17 protein-coding genes are annotated in these 17,003 nt (G+C 55.2%); 11 read left to right on the plus strand and 6 right to left on the minus strand.

Translation table 11 applies throughout. From position 1 onward, the window contains the following. From AC9UEO_RS01600 to rfbA, 3 genes are read right to left on the minus strand one after another with little or no spacing between them, the layout of a single operon-like run. Positions 1–1,320 (minus strand): UDP-glucose dehydrogenase family protein, encoded by a 1,320-nt coding sequence (locus AC9UEO_RS01600; protein WP_509529004.1) that lies wholly within the window; start codon positions 1,318–1,320, stop codon positions 1–3. Between the two features lie 54 nt (positions 1,321–1,374). Next, positions 1,375–1,926: a dTDP-4-dehydrorhamnose 3,5-epimerase gene (rfbC, locus tag AC9UEO_RS01605; RefSeq protein ID WP_509529007.1), complete on the minus strand. Its 552-nt coding sequence runs from the start codon at positions 1,924–1,926 to the stop codon at positions 1,375–1,377. A gap of 5 nt (positions 1,927–1,931) precedes the next feature. Next, a complete protein-coding gene (gene rfbA, locus AC9UEO_RS01610) occupies positions 1,932–2,804 on the minus strand; it encodes a glucose-1-phosphate thymidylyltransferase RfbA (protein ID WP_509529010.1) in 873 nt (290 codons plus the stop codon). A gap of 97 nt (positions 2,805–2,901) precedes the next feature. Between rfbA and leuC the strand changes: the two genes are divergently transcribed. The 10 genes from leuC (at position 2,902) to accD (ending at position 13,692) form a co-directional block, all read left to right on the plus strand. Beyond that, entirely contained in the window at positions 2,902–4,323 is a 1,422-nt protein-coding gene (gene leuC, locus AC9UEO_RS01615) for a 3-isopropylmalate dehydratase large subunit (protein ID WP_509529012.1), read from the plus strand. 8 nt (positions 4,324–4,331) lie between these two features. Then, positions 4,332–4,991, plus strand: coding sequence for a 3-isopropylmalate dehydratase small subunit (leuD, locus tag AC9UEO_RS01620; protein ID WP_509529014.1), 660 nt, complete (start codon positions 4,332–4,334; stop codon positions 4,989–4,991). After that, positions 4,988–6,061, plus strand: a complete 1,074-nt coding sequence (gene leuB / locus AC9UEO_RS01625) for a 3-isopropylmalate dehydrogenase (RefSeq protein WP_509529016.1) — start codon at positions 4,988–4,990, stop codon at positions 6,059–6,061. Before leuD ends, leuB begins: the two co-directional genes overlap by 4 nt. A gap of 171 nt (positions 6,062–6,232) precedes the next feature. Beyond that, the gene (gene asd / locus AC9UEO_RS01630; RefSeq protein WP_509529018.1) at positions 6,233–7,399 is read left to right on the plus strand and encodes an aspartate-semialdehyde dehydrogenase; all 1,167 of its coding nucleotides are present in this window, start codon (positions 6,233–6,235) and stop codon (positions 7,397–7,399) included. 144 nt (positions 7,400–7,543) lie between these two features. Continuing rightward, a complete protein-coding gene (locus AC9UEO_RS01635) occupies positions 7,544–9,142 on the plus strand; it encodes a type IV pilus assembly protein FimV (RefSeq protein ID WP_509529021.1) in 1,599 nt (532 codons plus the stop codon). Positions 9,143–9,147: 5 nt separating this feature from the next. Next, on the plus strand, positions 9,148–9,957 hold the full coding sequence (gene truA, locus AC9UEO_RS01640; RefSeq protein WP_509529093.1) for a tRNA pseudouridine(38-40) synthase TruA: 810 nt from the start codon (positions 9,148–9,150) through the stop codon (positions 9,955–9,957). Then, positions 9,954–10,628, plus strand: a complete 675-nt coding sequence (locus tag AC9UEO_RS01645; protein ID WP_509529024.1) for a phosphoribosylanthranilate isomerase — start codon at positions 9,954–9,956, stop codon at positions 10,626–10,628. Before truA ends, AC9UEO_RS01645 begins: the two co-directional genes overlap by 4 nt. Before the next feature lie 42 nt (positions 10,629–10,670). Continuing rightward, on the plus strand, positions 10,671–11,954 hold the full coding sequence (gene trpB / locus AC9UEO_RS01650) for a tryptophan synthase subunit beta (protein ID WP_509529026.1): 1,284 nt from the start codon (positions 10,671–10,673) through the stop codon (positions 11,952–11,954). Then, entirely contained in the window at positions 11,951–12,760 is an 810-nt protein-coding gene (gene trpA, locus AC9UEO_RS01655; RefSeq protein WP_509529028.1) for a tryptophan synthase subunit alpha, read from the plus strand. Before trpB ends, trpA begins: the two co-directional genes overlap by 4 nt. A 59-nt stretch (positions 12,761–12,819) precedes the next feature. Further along, positions 12,820–13,692 carry an acetyl-CoA carboxylase, carboxyltransferase subunit beta gene (accD, locus tag AC9UEO_RS01660; protein WP_509529031.1) on the plus strand — a complete coding sequence of 291 codons (873 nt, stop codon included), beginning with the start codon at positions 12,820–12,822 and terminating at the stop codon, positions 13,690–13,692. Between the two features lie 2 nt (positions 13,693–13,694). Here the strand turns inward: accD and AC9UEO_RS01665 are convergent, their stop codons facing one another. Beyond that, positions 13,695–13,943, minus strand: a complete 249-nt coding sequence (locus AC9UEO_RS01665) for a DUF3297 family protein (RefSeq protein WP_509529033.1) — start codon at positions 13,941–13,943, stop codon at positions 13,695–13,697. Between the two features lie 61 nt (positions 13,944–14,004). Between AC9UEO_RS01665 and lysS the strand changes: the two genes are divergently transcribed. Continuing rightward, entirely contained in the window at positions 14,005–15,537 is a 1,533-nt protein-coding gene (gene lysS / locus AC9UEO_RS01670; RefSeq protein WP_509529036.1) for a lysine--tRNA ligase, read from the plus strand. Here lysS and AC9UEO_RS01675 read toward each other — a convergent pair. Together AC9UEO_RS01675 and nagZ are read right to left on the minus strand one after the other, a co-directional pair. After that, positions 15,534–15,785, minus strand: coding sequence for a hypothetical protein (locus AC9UEO_RS01675; protein ID WP_509529038.1), 252 nt, complete (start codon positions 15,783–15,785; stop codon positions 15,534–15,536). The two genes, lysS and AC9UEO_RS01675, sit on opposite strands and share 4 nt — an antisense overlap. Positions 15,786–15,889: 104 nt before the next feature. Continuing rightward, positions 15,890–17,002: a beta-N-acetylhexosaminidase gene (nagZ, locus tag AC9UEO_RS01680; RefSeq protein WP_509529041.1), complete on the minus strand. Its 1,113-nt coding sequence runs from the start codon at positions 17,000–17,002 to the stop codon at positions 15,890–15,892. Position 17,003 lies beyond the last annotated feature (1 nt).

The raw sequence follows: 17,003 nt of genomic DNA on the forward strand, positions 1-17,003 counted from the left end.
TTAACGACCAATACCAAAGTAATCGAAACCACGTTCGCGCATACGCCCAGGCTCAAACAGATTGCGGCCATCAAAAATCACGGGGGCTTTTAGCGAAGTTTTCACGCGGTCGAAGTCGGGTACGCGAAAATTTTTCCATTCGGTCATGATGACCAGAGCATCAGCTCCCAGCAAGGCGGCTTCCTTGGTGCCGCACAGCATCAGGTCAGAACGGTCGCCATAAATATGCTGGGTTTCTTCCATGGCAGCAGGGTCAAAAGCCTGCACACGAGCGCCGGCCTGCCATAAAGCCTCCATCAACACACGGCTCGGCGCTTCGCGCATATCGTCGGTATTGGGCTTGAAAGACAAACCCCATAGTGCGAAGGTTTTGTTTTGTAAGCCATCTTTGAAATAGCGTTGTATTTTCTCGAAGATCACATTTTTTTGCGCATGGTTGCGAGATTCCACCGCATTGAGTATCCAAGGTGCATAGCCTAAGCCTTCGGCAGTTTTCACCAAAGCGCTCACATCCTTTGGAAAACAACTGCCACCATAGCCAGCCCCTGGGTAAATGAAGTGATAACCAATGCGTTGGTCGCTGCCTATGCCTTGACGCACCGACTCGATGTCTGCGCCCACCAATTCAGCGATATTGGCCATTTCATTCATGAAGCTGATCTTGGTGGCCAACATGCAGTTTGCAGCGTATTTGGTCAGTTCAGCACTGCGAACATTCATGACGATCACTTTGTCATGGTTGCGGTTAAAAGGCTCGTACAACTCGCGCAGGAATTTTTCTGCCCTAGCACTTTCGGTGCCAATCACAATGCGGTCGGGTCGTTGGCAATCGGCGACCGCTGCGCCCTCTTTTAAAAACTCGGGGTTAGAAACCACATCAAACTCAAAACCTACCCCACGCTCTTTCAAAGTTTGGGTAACCATGGCGCTTACCTTGTCAGCTGTACCCACGGGCACCGTGGATTTGTCCACGATCACGGTGTATCCCGTCATATGGGTGGCAATGGTTTTGGCAACTGCCAACACATACTTCAAATCAGCGCTGCCGTCTTCGTCAGGTGGTGTACCCACAGCGATGAACTGCACATCGCTTTGCTCAACCGCAGTCTTGGCGTCTGAGGTAAATAACAAACGGCCTTCTGCAAAATTGTTTTTGACAATGGGTTCAAGACCGGGCTCGAAAATAGGAATTTCTCCTTTACGCAATCGGGCTAACTTGTTTTCGTCGATATCGACACAAGTCACCGTGTGACCAGCTTCTGCCAACACTGCGCCTTGCACCAAGCCCACATAACCGGTTCCAAATACAGCTATTTTCATAATGTCATCAAAGTGAAAGAATTCATCTTAAGCCCTGAATGTGTCAACGATTTGTCACACAAACACTTCGGCTTGGGCCAAAACTGGCGCTTGCGCGTCTTTGACCGCCAAGATAGGGGCAACTTGAAGTGGCCACTCAATGGCCAAGTCGGGGTCATTCCACACTATGCAGCGCTCATGCGCTGGGGCATAGTAATCGGTGGTTTTGTAAAGGAATTCAGCGCTTGAACTCAATACAGCAAATCCATGGGCAAAGCCGGGGGGTACCCATAGCTGACGCTTGTTTTCAGCGCTCAGGTGCACGCCTACCCATTGACCAAAATGAGGTGAAGAGCGGCGAATATCCACAGCCACATCAAACACCTCGCCCTCGGTGACCCGCACCAACTTGCCTTGGGGTTGTTGTATTTGGTAATGCAAGCCACGCAGCACCCCATGGGCAGAGCGGCTATGGTTATCTTGCACAAAAGAGACATTCAAGTCTGTGACCTTGGCAAAGTCTTGAGCATTAAAACTCTCATAGAAGAAGCCTCGCGAATCGCCAAAGACCTTGGGCTCCAAAATGAGCACGCCTGGGAGCGCGGTAGGAATTGCGTGGTAAGCCATGGCGTTTATTTCAGCAAAGACAAAAGGTATTGGCCGTAAGCATTTTTGGCCAAGGGGGCCGCCAACGCTTGCAAGCGGCTTGCATCAATCCAGCCTTGGTGAAACGCAATTTCTTCTGGGCAGGCCACCATCAGACCTTGGCGTTTTTGCAAGGTGGCAATGAAACTGGCAGCTTCCATCAAACTCTCGTGGGTGCCCGTGTCTAACCACGCATAACCACGCCCCATGATTTCCACGCCGAGTTGCCCCATCTCCAAATAGCGCCTGTTTACATCGGTGATTTCCAATTCACCACGGGCCGAGGGCTTGATGCTAGCCGCGATGTCACAGACTTGTTCGTCATAAAAATACAAGCCCGTGACCGCATAGTTGGACTTAGGGTGAATAGGCTTTTCTTCGATGCTGATGGCGCGTTTTTGTTCATCAAATGCCACCACGCCATAGCGTTCGGGGTCATGCACATGGTAGGCAAACACGGTAGCACCCTGTTGCTGGGCATGTGCGCTGTGCAGTTGCTTGACCAAATCGTGACCGTAAAAAATATTGTCTCCTAAGACCAAAGCGCTGGGCTGTTGGTTGACAAAGTTTTTGCCAATGGTGAAGGCCTGCGCCAAACCATCGGGACTGGGCTGCACCGCGTATTCGATGTGCATACCCCATTGCGCCCCATCCCCCAATAAATCAGTAAAGCGGGGGGTGTCTTGGGGCGTTGAAATCACCAACACCTCGCGTATACCGCTGAGCATGAGGGTGGCCAGCGGGTAATAGACCATGGGCTTGTCATACACCGGCATGAGTTGCTTGCTGACAGCTTGCGTGACAGGGTACAGGCGGGTACCCGAACCGCCCGCCAAAATAATGCCTTTGCGCTGATTCATAGGTGTTATTTATAAATAGTAGAAGTGTGGGAGTTTATCCAACCAAGATAACTGCCTAAAATCAACATCTTTGCCAACTTTGAGCCTAGGAACCCGCATGGGACGCACGCTTTACGACAAGATATGGGACGAGCACGTCGTCCACGCTGAAGAAGACGGCACGGCCGTTTTATACATAGACCGTCATTTGGTACATGAAGTGACCAGCCCGCAGGCTTTCGAGGGTATCCGCGTGGCCAAGCGCAAGATTTGGCGCACCAGTTCTATCGTCGCGACAGCCGACCACAACACACCCACCACTGGTTGGGACTTGGGCTACGACGGTATCACCGACCCGATCAGCAAAGCGCAAATTACCACGCTGGACGACAACATCCGCGAATTTGGCGCAGCCGCCTTCTTTCCCTTTCTGTCCAAGCGTCAAGGCATTGTTCATGTGATTGGCCCTGAAACCGGCGCCACCCTGCCGGGCATGACGGTGGTCTGCGGCGACTCGCACACATCCACCCACGGGGCGTTTGGCGCACTGGCGCATGGCATTGGCACTTCCGAGGTAGAGCATGTTATGGCCACGCAAACTCTGCTGGCCAAAAAGGCCAAGAACATGTTGGTTCAAGTCGAAGGTGTCTTGGGTAAAGGCGTGACAGCCAAAGACATCGTGCTGGCCATCATCGGCCAAATCGGTACGGCGGGTGGTACCGGCTACACCATCGAATTTGCGGGGCCTGCCATCCGAGCTTTAAGCATGGAAGGCCGCATGACAGTCTGCAACATGGCCATCGAAGCAGGTGCGCGTGCGGGCTTGGTGGCAGTGGATGAGAAAACCATTGCCTATGTCTTAGGACGCCCCCTGTCACCGACAGGCGTGGAATGGGACCAAGCTGTGGCTTATTGGCAAACCCTGCACTCAGATGCCGATGCCGCATTTGATGCGGTGGTCAAACTTGATGCCGCAGATATCGCACCCCAAGTGACTTGGGGCACCTCACCTGAAATGGTGCTCTCGGTGCTTGATCGCGTGCCCGACCCTGACAAAGAAAAAGACGCCAACAAACGAGACGCGATTGAGCGTGCCTTGGCCTACATGGGCTTGCAGCCCGGCAAAGCCTTGAACGACTTGTTTGTCGACAAGGTGTTCATCGGCTCCTGCACCAACAGCCGCATTGAAGACATGCGCGAAGCCGCCGCCATCGTGAAAAAGCTGGGCCAAAAGGTCGCCAAGAACATCAAACTCGCCATGGTGGTTCCTGGTTCTGGTTTGGTTAAAGCCCAAGCCGAGCAAGAAGGCTTGCATGAGATTTTCAAAGCTGCGGGCTTTGAATGGCGTGAACCCGGTTGTTCTATGTGCTTGGCAATGAACGCCGACAAGCTTGAACCCGGTGAGCGTTGTGCCTCCACCTCCAACCGTAACTTCGAAGGTCGACAAGGCAATGGTGGACGCACCCACTTGGTCAGCCCCGCCATGGCTGCAGCGGCCGCTATCCATGGCCATTTTGTCGATGTTCGCCAGTTCAGCTGAGAATTAGGATGCAAAAATTTACCGTACACAAGGGCTTGGTCGCGCCCATGGACCGCGAGAACGTCGACACTGACGCCATCATCCCCAAGCAGTTTTTAAAGTCCATCAAAAAAACAGGCTTTGGGCCCAACTTGTTTGACGAGTGGCGTTACCTTGACAAAGGCGAACCTGGACAAGACCCTGCCAGCCGCAAGCCGAACCCAGACTTTGTACTCAACCAAGCTCGCTATCAAGGCGCATCCATTTTGTTGGCGCGTAAAAACTTCGGCTGTGGATCGTCTCGTGAACACGCCCCTTGGGCCTTGGACCAATATGGTTTTCGTGCCATCTTGGCACCCAGCTTCGCCGACATCTTCTTTAATAACAGCTTCAAAAACGGCTTGCTGCCCATCGTCTTGCCTACCGCCGCCATAGACACTTTGTTCAATGAATGCTTGGCCTTCCCCGGCTACCAACTCACCGTGGACTTGGAGCGCCAAGTGGTAGTGCGGCCTCAAGGCGAAGAAATTCCTTTTGAGGTGCAAGCCTTTCGTCGCTATTGCCTCATGAACGGCTTAGACGACATTGGCCTGACCCTGCGCCACGCCGACAAAATCCGCTCCTTTGAAGCCGCTCGCTTGGCTGCCAAGCCTTGGCTTGCACACACACTGACTGAAAGCAAGTTATGAAAATTGCAGTATTACCGGGTGACGGTATCGGCACCGAAATCGTCGCCGAGGCCGTCAAAGTTTTAAACGCCTTGGACATGAAGTTCGAGATGGAAACCGCTTTGGTAGGCGGTGCAGCCTACGACGCCCATGGTCACCCCCTGCCCGAAAGCACCTTGAAGCTGGCCAAAGAAGCCGACGCGATTTTGTTTGGCGCGGTGGGCGACTGGAAATACGACACCTTGGACCGCCCCTTGCGTCCCGAGCAAGCCATTCTGGGTTTGCGCAAAAACTTGGGGCTGTTTGCCAACTTTCGCCCCGCCATTTGCTACCCCGAGCTGGTCGGCGCATCGAGCTTGAAGCCCGAGTTGATTGCGGGCTTGGACATCCTCATCATCCGCGAGCTGACCGGTGACATTTACTTTGGCCAACCGCGTGGCCGCCGTGTGTCGCCTGACGGCGCTTTCGCTGGTGCCGAAGAAGCCTTTGACACCATGCGCTACACCCGCCCCGAGGTGGAGCGCATTGCCCGCGTGGCCTTTGAAGCTGCCCGCAAGCGCAGCAAGCGTGTGACCAGCGTAGACAAGGCCAATGTGCTCGAGACCTTCCAATTTTGGAAAGACATCGTCACCGAGGTGCACAAAGACTACCCCGATATCGCCCTAGACCACATGTATGTGGACAACGCAGCCATGCAGTTGGTCAAAGAGCCCAAACGCTTTGACGTGGTGGTCACCGGCAATATGTTTGGTGACATTTTGAGCGACGAAGCATCGATGCTCACCGGCTCGATCGGCATGTTGCCCTCGGCGTCTTTGAACGCCGGCAACCAAGGCTTGTACGAGCCCAGCCATGGCAGCGCCCCCGACATCGCTGGCAAAGGCGTGGCCAACCCCTTGGCCACCATCCTGTCTGCCGCCATGATGCTGCGCTTTAGCCTGAACCAAGAAGCCGCGGCCGTGCGCATCGAGAACGCGGTGAAAAAAGTACTGGCCCAAGGCCTGCGCACTGGCGATATTTACAGCGAAGGCACGACCAAAGTGGGTACGGCGCAAATGGGTGACGCGGTGGTCAAGGCGCTACACCCATGAGGTCGTATTTCTGATTATTGAAGTAGAACTAAGGTTAGAATATTTACCATGATTACCGTCAAAACCTACTTCAAAACCACCAAGATAACCAGTTGATGGCTTAGGTTCGTCGCGCCCTTCCCGGCCAGACGAGCCGGGGGTCAAGAACACATTGATTGAAAGGGCAACCCAATGAAAAAAATAGGAAACCGCGTCGGCCTGGTCGGCTGGCGAGGCATGGTCGGCTCGGTCCTGATGGACCGCATGCAAGCTGAAAAAGACTTTGACTTGATCGAACCCGTGTTTTTCTCCACCTCCAACGCGGGTGGCGCAGCGCCTGCCATGGCGAAAAACGAAACCAAGTTGCTGGATGGCCACAACCTCGATGCGCTCAAGGCCTGCGACATCATCATCACTTGCCAAGGCGGCGACTACACCTCTGAGGTGTTTCCCAAGCTGCGCAGCGCCGGATGGAAGGGCCACTGGATTGATGCGGCCTCTACCTTGCGCATGAAGGACGATGCCGTCATCATCCTCGATCCCGTGAACCTGCCCGTGATTGAAAACGCACTGGCCAAAGGCGGCCTCAATTGGGTGGGCGGCAACTGCACAGTCAGCTGTATGTTGATGGGCGTGGGCGCTTTGTACAAAGCCGGTCTGGTGGAATGGATGAGCACCCAAACCTACCAAGCCGCCTCTGGCGGTGGGGCCGCGCACATGCGCGAACTGCTGAACCAATTTGGCAGCTTGCATGCCGAGGTCAAAGACCTGCTAAACGACCCGAAAAGCGCTATTTTGGAGATCGACCGCAAAGTCATCGCCAAACAAAGGGCACTTTCTGCCGCTGAAACCGAGAACTTTGGCGCCCCTTTGGGCGGCTCGCTCATCCCTTGGATCGACAAAGATTTAGGGCTTGGCAAAACTGAGGGCGACGAATTCTGGGGCACCAGCCGTGAAGAGTGGAAAGGCATGGCTGAAGCCAACAAAATTTTGGGCCAAGGCCCAGGCTTTACCCAACCCGCGGTGCCGGTTGACGGCTTTTGCGTGCGCATTGGCGCCATGCGCTGCCACAGCCAAGCCCTCACCTTCAAACTCAAAAAGAACGTACCTATCGCTGATATCGAAGCCATGATCGCCGCCGACAACGAATGGGTGAAAGTGGTAGCCAACAACCGTGAGGCAAGTTTGCAACACTTGACCCCCGTCTCGGTGACCGGTTCTATGAGTATTCCTGTAGGGCGTATCCGCAAAATGGCCTTTGGCCCCGAGTATGTGGGTGCTTTTACCATCGGTGACCAACTGTTGTGGGGTGCGGCCGAGCCTTTGCGGCGTATGTTGAGAATTTTGTTGAAAGCCTGAAATTCAATAAAAAGCGCTCATTTCCATTATGATACGCACTTCTTAGGCTGCACGAAAACCACCTCTATGCTCCAGCTGATAAAAAAGCCGTTCAATTTGCGTTGCTTATTCACCCTTTTTCTGGCGATTGGGGCAAGCCATGCAATGGCCCTGCAACTGGGTCGCCCCCAGATCCAATCCAAGCTAGGTGAGCCTCTTAAGCTAGAAGTTCAAGTCAGTGAATTATCGGCGCAAGAGGCCCAAGAATTTCAAGCCAACTTGGCCGATGCCACGGTTTACCAAGCGGCCAAAATTGGCCGTGTTGCGGGTCTAAACAATGTTCGGATCACCTTGGTAAGAAAAAGTGATGATCTTTATTTGCTGCAATTTCAAGGTGCAGAAGCCATCAGTGAACCCTATGTGGATTTGCTGCTTGAATTTCGCTGGGCCTCGGGTCGCGCCTTTCGCAACCTAGGTTTTCCGCTAAGCAATGGACAAGCCCCTGAGCCTTCGGTTGTGGCCAGCAACGACTCCCCGTCTTCCAGCAACTTGCCTCCTATACCTGCCGATAAACCTGCGCCAGTGGCAGTCCCGCCTCGCCCAACGCCTTTACCCTCACCCGCCAAAGAGCGTTCAGCAAAAGCCGAGCCAAAGCCTAAGGTCGACAAACCTGTTGCAGAAAAACCCAAAGCTAAAAAACCAGAATCTGGCGTTCTGACCAAGGGTGGTGACACCATTGAAGTTGTTCGTGGTGACACCGCCAGCCAACTCATGATGACGCACACTGTGGGCGGCGATGTGTCTTTGGACCAAATGTTGATGTCTTTGCTGCGCAACAACCCCAAAGCCTTCGTCGACAACAATGTCAACCGCCTCAAAGCTGGCTCGCTCATCACCTTGCCCACCGAAGAAGAAGTAACTTCTATAGACCGCAAACAAGCGCGTGAAGACATTCGCTTGCAAGCCTTGGACTTTGACGCTTACCGCTCTCAGTTGGCTGGCCAAGTCGGTAAAACCAAATTGGCTGACGCCAGCGAACGTGAATCCAAGGGCGGCTTAAAAGCACAGGTCGACAACAAGGCGCAAAAATCGTCTGACCAACTGACGCTGAGCAAGCCAGGCGCAGGTGACGCGGACAAAGTCAAACAAAATTTGGAGTCTGAACAGGCCGCACAACGCAACCAAGAGGTATCCAAAAACGTCACCGACCTGGACGCCATCTCCAAAGCTGCTGGAAAAATGCAAGACGGCCTGTCTTCAAACTTGCCCAACTTACCTGCAGGTGCCCAAGATTTTGCGGCCTTGCTCAAGCGCTATATGTTTGAGTTGATTGGTTTGATCGCAGTCATCGCGGCGGTATTGGTGAGCATTTCTTTGTTTCGCGAAAAACGTCGCCAACAACATCACCCCGATGATGACAACGATCTCGACTTCAAGTCTGGCCCAGACTCTTCGCGGGATAATGCGCCAGAGATGAAGGTCGATTTCGATTTAGAGCTCCCTCCTCGCGCAGCACCAAGTCCTGTTGCACCTGCGCCAGCACCTTCGGTCAACGCGCCTTACCGACAAAGTGCACCGGCTACCTCGATGTCCCATACAAGCCCTTTGAGCGAAGACCCTTTTCAAGTCCGTCTCGATTTGGCCGATGAGCTTTGGAAACTGGGCCAACGCCAAACCGGTCGCGCTTTGGCGCAAGAGGTGGCCGACCAAACCCATGGTGAAACCCGCGAACGGGCCCTGCGCTGGTTACAAGAACGTTCGTGAGTTCAATGCGCATAGCGCTGGGTTTGAGCTATGCGGGTCAAACCTACGAAGGCTGGCAAAGCCAGCCAAATGGGCTAACGGTACAAGACAAGCTTGAAGTTGCCATGTCAAGTTTTGCTACCCAACCGATTCGCACCTTGTGTGCAGGGCGCACCGATTCAGGTGTTCACGGTCTGATGCAAGTGGTGCACTTTGACACGGCCATCCACCGTGATATGCAAAGTTGGGTGCGCGGCACCAACACCTCTTTGCCTAGCGACATCGCGGTGCAGTGGGCGCAAGAAGTTCCCAACAGCTTTCATGCCCGTGGCAGCGCTTTGTCAAGACGCTATGCCTATATCGTCTTGCAGTCGCCGGTTCGCCCCAGCCTAGAAGCCGGACGGGTGGGCTGGGTCTACCGGCCAATGCAAATGGCACCCATGCAAGAAGCCGCAAAGTACTTGCTTGGCGAACACGATTTCACCTCCTTTCGCGCCTCCAGTTGCCAAGCACTCAGCCCTGTTAAAAACATGATGCACATTGGCATTCAGCGTATCGGTCAAAGCGAAGAGAGCGCTTATTGGCGTTTTGATTTCCAAGCGTCGGCTTTTTTGCACCACATGATTCGCAACCTCATGGGCTGCTTTGTCGCCATTGGACAAGGCCTTCAAGCCCCAGAGTGGATGCAATCTGTTTTGCAGGCGCACAGCCGAAAAGTGGCAGCACCTACTTTTCCTCCTGACGGTTTGTATTTTTTGGGGCCGGTATACGACAACGCCTGGGGCTTGCCCAATCGCACCGCGGCTTACGATAGCTTGCCTGGACTCACCCCATGAACGCCATCCCCATCAAAATTTGTGGACTGACTCGCGAGCAAGATGTGCAAGCTGCCGTGGCTGCCGGTATCAATGCCCTCGGTTTTGTGCTCTACCCCCACAGCCCACGCTACGTCTCGCCGCGCAGAGCGTCTGAATTGGCCAGATTGCTGCCAGCGTTTGTCACGCCGGTGCTGTTGTTTGTGAATGCCTCAGTTGAAGAAGTTGCACAGGCCGCGCATCAGGTACCTGGCGCTTGGCTACAGTTTCACGGCGACGAAACCCCTGCTTTTTGCCAAGAAGTGGCGCAAAACCTCGGCAGACGCTGGATTCGGGTGGCGCGTATCCCCAAGGAAACCCCTGAGGGCAAGTTGCCTTTTGACCTCTTAAAATACGCATCCGATTACTCACAAGCCCATGCCCTGTTGCTCGACACCTTGGTCGATGCCTATGGCGGCAGTGGCAGCTCATTCAATTGGTCACAGCTTCCAACAAACGTCAATGCTCACCTCGTTTTGTCTGGTGGACTCACACCTGCAAACGTGGCCGACGGCATTCGCGCCGTGCATTCGCGCGGACTGTCACTGGCGGTTGATGTCAGCTCGGGCGTGGAAAGCGCCAAAGGCATCAAAGACGCCGACAAAATCCGTGCCTTCGTGGCAGCCGTGCGTAGCACGCAACTTGCCAGTTAATTTTTAGAGCAACCCATGGGTTGCACCCCTTTCGGAAAAACCATGTCCACCTACCAACAACCCGACGCCAGCGGCCACTTTGGCATCTACGGCGGCAGTTTTGTCAGCGAAACCCTGACCCACGCCATCGAAGAACTCAAAGACGCTTACGCCCAGTACCAACAAGACCCCGCATTCATCGCCGAGTTCAAATCCGAGTTGGCGCATTTTGTGGGCCGCCCCTCGCCCATTTACCACGCAGCCCGCATGAGCCGCGAAATGGGTGGCGCACAGATTTACTTCAAGCGCGAAGACCTCAACCACACGGGTGCGCACAAAATCAACAACACCATCGGTCAAGCCATGCTGGCCAAGCGCATGGGCAAGCCGCGCGTCATTGCCGAAACCGGCGCGGGACAGCACGGCGTGGCCACCGCCACCATTTGTGCCCGCTACGGCCTGGAATGCGTGGTCTACATGGGCAGCGAAGACGTGAAACGCCAAAGCCCGAATGTCTATCGCATGAAGTTGCTCGGTGCCACCGTGGTGCCGGTGGAGTCGGGCAGCAAAACCTTGAAGGACGCTTTGAACGAAGCCCTGCGCGACTGGGTCGCCCATGTGGACAACACCTTCTACATCATTGGCACGGTGGCAGGACCGCACCCCTACCCCATGATGGTGCGCGACTTCCAAAGCGTGATTGGCGAGGAATGCATCGCGCAAATGCCCACCATGCACCACGGCTTGCAACCCGACGCGGTGCTGGCCTGTGTGGGCGGCGGCTCCAACGCCATGGGTATTTTTTACCCCTATATCCCGTTTGAGAAAACCCGTTTGATCGGCATTGAAGCCGCTGGCGAAGGCATGGAATCAGGTCGGCACTCGGCCTCGCTGCAACGCGGCGTACCCGGTGTGTTGCACGGCAACCGCACCTATGTGCTGCAAGACGCCAATGGGCAAATCACCGAAACCCATTCGGTGAGCGCTGGTTTGGATTACCCCGGCGTGGGCCCCGAACACGCATTTTTGAAAGACATAGGTCGCGCCGAGTATGTGGGCATCACCGACCAAGAAGCGCTGGATGCCTTCCACTACCTGTGCCGCACCGAGGGCATCATCCCCGCGCTGGAGTCCAGCCACGCGGTGGCCTATGCCATGAAACTCGCCAAAACCATGACACCGCAACAATCCATCTTGGTGAACCTGTCGGGGCGCGGCGACAAAGACATTGGCACGGTGGCAGATTTGTCCAACGCCGATTTCTTTTGCCGACCCAGCTGCCAAGGCCAAAGCGTCAAAGGCGAACAAGCCATTTCGTTGGCGGCATTGAACGGGAGCAAAGCATGAGCCGCATTGCCCCCGTGATGGCCGCCCTCAAAGGCGCTAGCCGCAAAGCCTTGATTCCTTATTTGATGGCTGGCTTTCCCGAGCCCTCGCACACCTTGGGTCTGATGCACGCGCTGGTGCAAGGCGGCGCCGACATCATCGAACTGGGCGTGCCCTTTAGCGACCCCATGGCCGACGGCCCGGTGATTCAAAAAGCCGGTGAAGCCGCGCTGCGCCACGGTGTGGGCATGGGCGAGGTGCTGGCCATGGTGCGAGAATTTCGCGCCACCGACAGCGCCACCCCCATTGTGTTGATGGGCTACGCCAACCCGGTGGAGAACTACAACCTGAAACACGGCGTCAACAGTTTTGTGGCCGATGCGGCCAAAGCAGGCGTGGACGGTGTGCTCATCGTGGACTATCCGCCCGAGGAATGCGTGGACTTTGCTGCCAGCTTGCGTGCCCACCACATGGATTTGATTTTCTTGCTCGCCCCCACCAGCACCGACAAACGCATGCAACAAGTGGCTGCGGTGGCCAGCGGCTATGTGTATTACGTTTCGCTCAAAGGCGTCACCGGTTCGGGCGCTTTGAACACCGACGAGGTCGAAGCCATGCTGCCGCGCATTCGCCAGCATGTGCACATCCCTGTGGGCGTGGGCTTTGGCATCCGCGACGCGGCCACCGCCCAAACCATTGGCAAAGTGGCTGATGCGGTGGTGATTGGCAGCAAGCTGATCCAATTGGTGGAAGCTGCCCCCAGCGGACAAGCGACCGAGCACGCCCGCAGCTTCATGGCCGAGATTCGCCAGGCAATGGACGCATAATGCGCCGTGGCTGAGCACTTTTGCCGTACGCATTTCGCTGTTTTGATTAAGGAAATCTGATGAGCTGGCTTGAAAAACTGCTGCCCTCCAAAATCCAGCAAACCGACCCCGCTGACCGACGCAGTGTTCCCGAAGGTTTATGGGTCAAATGCCCCAGTTGTGAAACCGTGCTTTACAAAAACGATTTGGAAGAAAACCAAAACGTCTGTCCTAAATGCAGCCACCACCACCGCATTTCAGCCAGAAAGCGGTTAGACGCCTTCCTCGACCCCGAAGGACGCTATGAAATTGGGCAAGAGGTGTTGCCCATGGACCCTCTGAAATTCAAGGACAGCCGCAAATACCCAGACCGCTTGAAAGAGGCGCTTGAAAACACGGGCGAAACTGATGCACTCGTGGTCATGGGTGGTGCGGTACACAGCATCAATGTGGTGGTCGCTTGTTTTGAGTTCGACTTCATGGGCGGCTCCATGGGTTCGGTGGTGGGAGAGCGCTTTGTGCGTGGCGTGCATACTGCCATCGAACAAAAAGTTCCTTTCATTTGCTTTACCGCCACGGGTGGCGCTCGTATGCAAGAGGGCTTGCTGTCTCTCATGCAAATGGCCAAAACCAATGCTTCCCTCACACGTTTGGCACAAAAAGGCCTGCCTTATATCAGCGTGTTGACCGACCCCACCATGGGTGGTGTGTCGGCGGGTTTTGCCTTCATGGGCGACTTGGTGATTGCCGAACCCAAGGCCTTGATTGGTTTTGCCGGTCCTCGGGTGATCGAGAGCACGGTGCGGGTGACCCTGCCCGAAGGCTTCCAGCGCTCAGAGTTCCTGATGGAAAAAGGTGCGCTCGATCTGATTTGCGACCGCCGCGATTTACGCAAAGCCATCGCCAATGCTTTGGCCATGCTGACCAAGCAACCGGCGGATTCGGTCGCCTAAGCTCAGCGGTAATACACCTCTACCCTGCCCTTTAAGGTGATCAGCAGGGGCTTGCCCTTGCGGTCCAAGGTTTTGCCAGCCGGCACCTTGATCCAACCCTCGCTGATGCAGTACTCCTCCACATCATGTCGCTCTTTGTCATTGAAGCGAATGCCGATGTCGTGGTGAAAAACCGCCTCCAAGTAATGAGGGCTGCGGGTATCGATAGACAAACGGTCAGGGAGTTCGGGGCGGGTGGGCGTGTCGCTCATGGTGTTTCGGTGTGCTCTGCTTAAACAGCTTGCATTGTCTGCGAACTCTTAGAATCCTTGCATGTCCGAAAACACCACCTCCCCCGAACCCCAAGACGAAAACCAACTCATCGCAGAACGCCGCGAAAAATTGAGCGCCATGCGTGCTCGCCAGGCCCAAGGCGGTCCGGTGGCTTTCCCCAATGATTTCAAACCTGCGCACCACGCTGACGCTTTGCACACCGCGCATGGCGCAAAAACCGCCGAGGTGCTGGCAGAAGAAAAACACACGGTGCGTATTGCTGGTCGCATGGTGTTGAAGCGCGTCATGGGCAAGGCCAGTTTCGCCACGCTGCAAGACAGCACAGGGCGTATGCAGGTGTATGTGAAGGGCGAAGAGATTGGTGTCGACATTTACGAAGACTTCAAGCACTGGGATTTGGGCGATATCGTGGGCGCTGAAGGCCATGTGTTCAAAACCAAAACCGGCGAGTTATCGGTGCATGTCAGCAGCATTCGCATGCTGACCAAAAGCCTGCGTCCCCTGCCCGATAAATTTCACGGCATCCACGACCAAGAAATCAAATACCGTCAGCGCTACATCGACCTGATCACCGACGACACCTCGCGCCAGCGCTTCATGGCACGCAGCAAAGCTGTTAGCAGTATTCGTGAGTTCATGGTGCAACACAGCTTTTTGGAAGTGGAAACGCCCATGCTGCACCCTATCCCAGGGGGCGCTAACGCACGGCCTTTTGCCACACACCACAATGCACTAGACCAAGAGATGTTTTTGCGTATCGCGCCTGAGCTGTATTTGAAACGTTTGTTGGTCGGCGGCTTTGAGCGGGTGTTTGAGATCAACCGCAATTTTCGCAACGAAGGTATTTCGGTGCGTCACAACCCAGAATTCACCATGATGGAGTTTTACGCGGCCTATTGGAATTACCAAGACCTGATGCAGTTCACCGAAAGCTTGATCCGTGATGCTGCCGACAAAGCCGTGGGCACTTTGCTGCTGACCTATGACAAAAAACCTGTGGACTTGTCCAAGCCTTTTGCCCGTCTGACCATCCGCGAGGCTATTCAGAAGCACACCGAGGCTGGCGACCATGTGGACGACGCCGCGTGGTTGACCAACGCCTTGAAAAAACTGGGCTTCACCGAAGAAAAGCACAAACTCTCCACCCGCAGCTTGGCGGGTCTGCAAGTGCTGTACTTTGAAGAAACCGTGGAAGACAAACTGTGGGAGCCCACCTTCATTTGTGAACATCCGGTGGAAATTTCACCCTTGGCCCGTGCCAGCGACAGCCACCCCGAGGTGACCGAGCGTTTTGAGCTCTACATCACGGGCCGTGAGTTTGGTAATGGGTTCAGCGAGTTGAACGACGCCGAAGACCAAGCGGCGCGGTTTCATGCCCAAGTCAACGCCAAAGACGGTGGTGACGACGAGGCCATGTTCTATGACCACGATTTCGTTCGGGCTTTGGAATACGGTATGCCGCCCGCCGGAGGTTGTGGGATTGGCATTGACCGTTTGATGATGCTCTTGACCGACAGTCCCAGCATTCGGGACGTCATTTTGTTCCCCGCTCTGCGCCGAGAAGCGCTTTAAGCGGCCTTGGGCGCGGCAGGCGTTGCGGGAACAGCCGGTTTTGGCGGTTTGCAGTCATGGCAGAAAAATGCCAAGCTGCCTGCAAAGCGCTGTTGGCTACCTTGACGGCGGGGTTTGTGCATGCCGCACTTGATGCATGACATGGTTTCGCCCATTTTTCCCATGCCTGCAAAGGGGGAGCCATTCTCACGACTGGTAAAACGAAGACCACTCTCGTCAACAGAGGTTTTGCCAGATTTGGTTGCCATGGGTATCCTTTAGTCCTGCTAAGCCCCGTTGTCTTCGGGGCAAGAGGGTCTATTTTAACCGCTTTGACAGGCTTTGTGCCGATCTCTGTCTGCGCCCTCTTTTTTCAGGGCAACAGGCTCAAAGCTTGCAAATAGCTGGGGTTTTGCATCAAAGTGGCCCAATCCAAGGCCTTGGGGGAGGGCAAAAGGGCTAAACGCCGTCGCTCGCTGACCGCGCTGGCTTGCCACTTGGAATGGTTTGCATTATGGGTTTGCGCATGAACCAAGCCATCCAGCAACTCGTCTACCGCCAGCCCAGCTTGTGGGCTGTCTGGGGTGCTTTGGTTACACAGCAGCACCAAATCACAGCCCGCTTGCAAAGCGGCCACGGCGGCCTCGGTGTAGCTGACCTCTTTGCCGTCGATCAAACGTGCGCCAGCCATGGACAAGTCGTCGCTGAACACAGCGCCCCCAAAGCCGAGTTGGCGGCGCAAGATGTCTTTGAGCCAACGCTTGGAAAAACCCGCTGGCCGCGCGTCCACCTTGGGGTAAATGACATGGGCGGGCATGACGCTGGTCAAACTGGTGGTCAACCACGCATAAGGCAAGGCGTCATCATGCAAGATGGTCTTCAAACTGCGCTTGTCGACGGGAATATCGGTGTGAGAATCCGCCTTCACAAAACCATGCCCCGGAAAATGCTTGCCGCAATTGGCCATGCCCGCTTGCAACAAACCGTGCATCAGGCTCTTGGCCAGCACAGCCACCATGCGCGGGTCCCGCGCAAAAGCGCGGTCGCCAATCACGCCGCTGGTACCGAAGTCCAAGTCCAACACAGGCGTGAAGCTGAAGTCAACGCCACAGGCTCGTAACTCGGATGCAAGTATGTAGCCACAGGCGGTGGCGGCGTTGGTGGCGTTCAAAGCGCCACTTCCAGGCAAATCTTTGTCATCCTCTAACCACAGTTGACCCAACTCGGCCATGGGCGGCAAATGGGTAAAACCATCGCTACGAAAGCGCTGAACACGCCCGCCCTCATGGTCCACACAAATCAAAGCATCTGGTCGCACACGCTTGATATCAGCGCACAAGGTCGTGAGTTGCTGACGGTCTACCCAGTTGCGGGCAAACAAAATCATGCCGCCACACAGCGGGTGCGCCAAGCGGCGGCGGTCGGTGTCGCTGAGCGAAGTGCCAGCGATATCCAAAATCAAGGGGGCGTGTTTCTCAGTCGTCATG

Origin of the sequence: Limnohabitans sp. (assembly GCF_040401495.1) — a bacterium.
Lineage (GTDB): Bacteria > Pseudomonadota > Gammaproteobacteria > Burkholderiales > Burkholderiaceae_C > Limnohabitans.